The following is a 1367-nucleotide window of genomic DNA, read 5'->3' as shown; positions in this document are numbered from 1 at the left end:
TCTTCGAGTGAATGGTAGGACATTACGACCAACCTGCCACCCGGCTTAAGCACTTCCGCCGCCTGCTCCAACATCTCCTCCAGCGCCTTCAACTCGTCGTTTACCTCGATGCGTAGTGCCTGAAACACTTGCGCCAGGTATTTATTTTCCTTCCCACGCGGGGTACAGGAACTGATTGCCTGCTTAAAATCGCCGATCGATTCGATCGACTTCCGGGCCCGTTGCGCTACAATGGTAGCAGCCAGTGTTTTGGCGTTTTTCACTTCGCCATAGATGCCAAATATTTTGTGCAGCTGCTCCTGACTGAAGGTATTCACTACCTCACTTGCCGGCACTCCAGACTCCGGATCCATCCGCATGTCCAGCGGGCCATCGAAGCGGGTCGAAAATCCACGCTCCGCCACATTGAACTGGTGGGAGGACACGCCCAAATCCGCCAGAATGCCATCCACCTCTTTTACCCGGTACAGGCGCAGGTACTTTTTCAGGTCCCTGAAATTGGCGCGTACAAACGTAAAAGCCGGGCTTTCAATCTTCTTCGACTGCTCTTCTGCATCCCGGTCCTGGTCAAAGGAATAGAGCTTACCGTCTGTAAGCTTACTGGCAATGAGTGCTGAGTGCCCGCCGCCTCCAAACGTGACATCCACATAAACACCATCCGGCTTAATAGCCAGAGCATCTATGCATTCCTGCAGCATTACCGGGCGATGGTATTCCATTATACTAAAGGCTCCTCTGCCGGTTTGTCACCCAAAAACTTCTGGGCAAGCTGTGAGAAATTCTGCTGGTCCTGAATCAGGAAAGCTTCATACTTATCCGGATTCCAGATCTCCACACGATTCCCCAACCCTACTACAATCGCCTCTTTGTCCAGCTCTGCAAAACGCGCCATGGTACGGGGCACGATGAAACGGCCTGTACCATCCAGCTCTATTTCCGTGTTGCCACGAAAGAAATTTCGCTGAAAGTGACGGTACTCCTCGTTGAACTCATTCAGGCCGGCTACTTTGTCATAAATCACCTTCCACTCCGCCTTCGGATACAAAACCAGACACGGCTCAAACCCTCTCATCAGCACCACATGATTGCCCGACTCCTCCGGCAGGTTAGATTTTATCTTTGCAGGTAAAACCAACCTTCCCTTCGGATCAATCTTGCATTCAAATTCGCCAGAGAGGAAGTTCATGTTTGTGACAGCTTTCTCCATAGAGTTTTCGGAGTATACAAATGTAACGATTCAACAAAAGACCACAACCACATTCTCCCACTTTTTACCACTTTGTGGATAAATTACGGTTATCCACCCCACTTATCCACATTATCCACATTTTGTTGCTCCAATTTGGGTATAAGTTTATTTGCAGAAA

At 49.6% G+C, this 1367-nt stretch carries 2 protein-coding genes; both read right to left on the bottom strand.

The window, feature by feature from the left end:
* The coding region (gene rsmH, locus OB13_RS10285; protein ID WP_461490078.1) for a 16S rRNA (cytosine(1402)-N(4))-methyltransferase RsmH at window positions 1–719 on the bottom strand (719 nt) is incomplete at its 3' end.
* Window positions 719–1186: a division/cell wall cluster transcriptional repressor MraZ gene (mraZ, locus tag OB13_RS10280; protein WP_461490077.1), complete on the bottom strand. Its 468-nt coding sequence runs from the start codon at window positions 1184–1186 to the stop codon at window positions 719–721. The genes rsmH and mraZ, both read right to left, overlap by 1 nt.
* Between the last annotated feature and the right edge of the window lie 181 nt (window positions 1187–1367).

The sequence above is a fragment of the Pontibacter sp. HJ8 genome, from assembly GCF_054824225.1.
This window is presented reverse-complemented; position numbering and strand designations above follow the sequence as displayed.

Bases quoted from the DNA above. Each gene is read 5' to 3' on its own strand.
- mraZ (WP_461490077.1), bottom strand. From the start codon at position 1,186: ATGAACTTCCTCTCTGGCGAATTTGAATGCAAGATTGATCCGAAGGGA.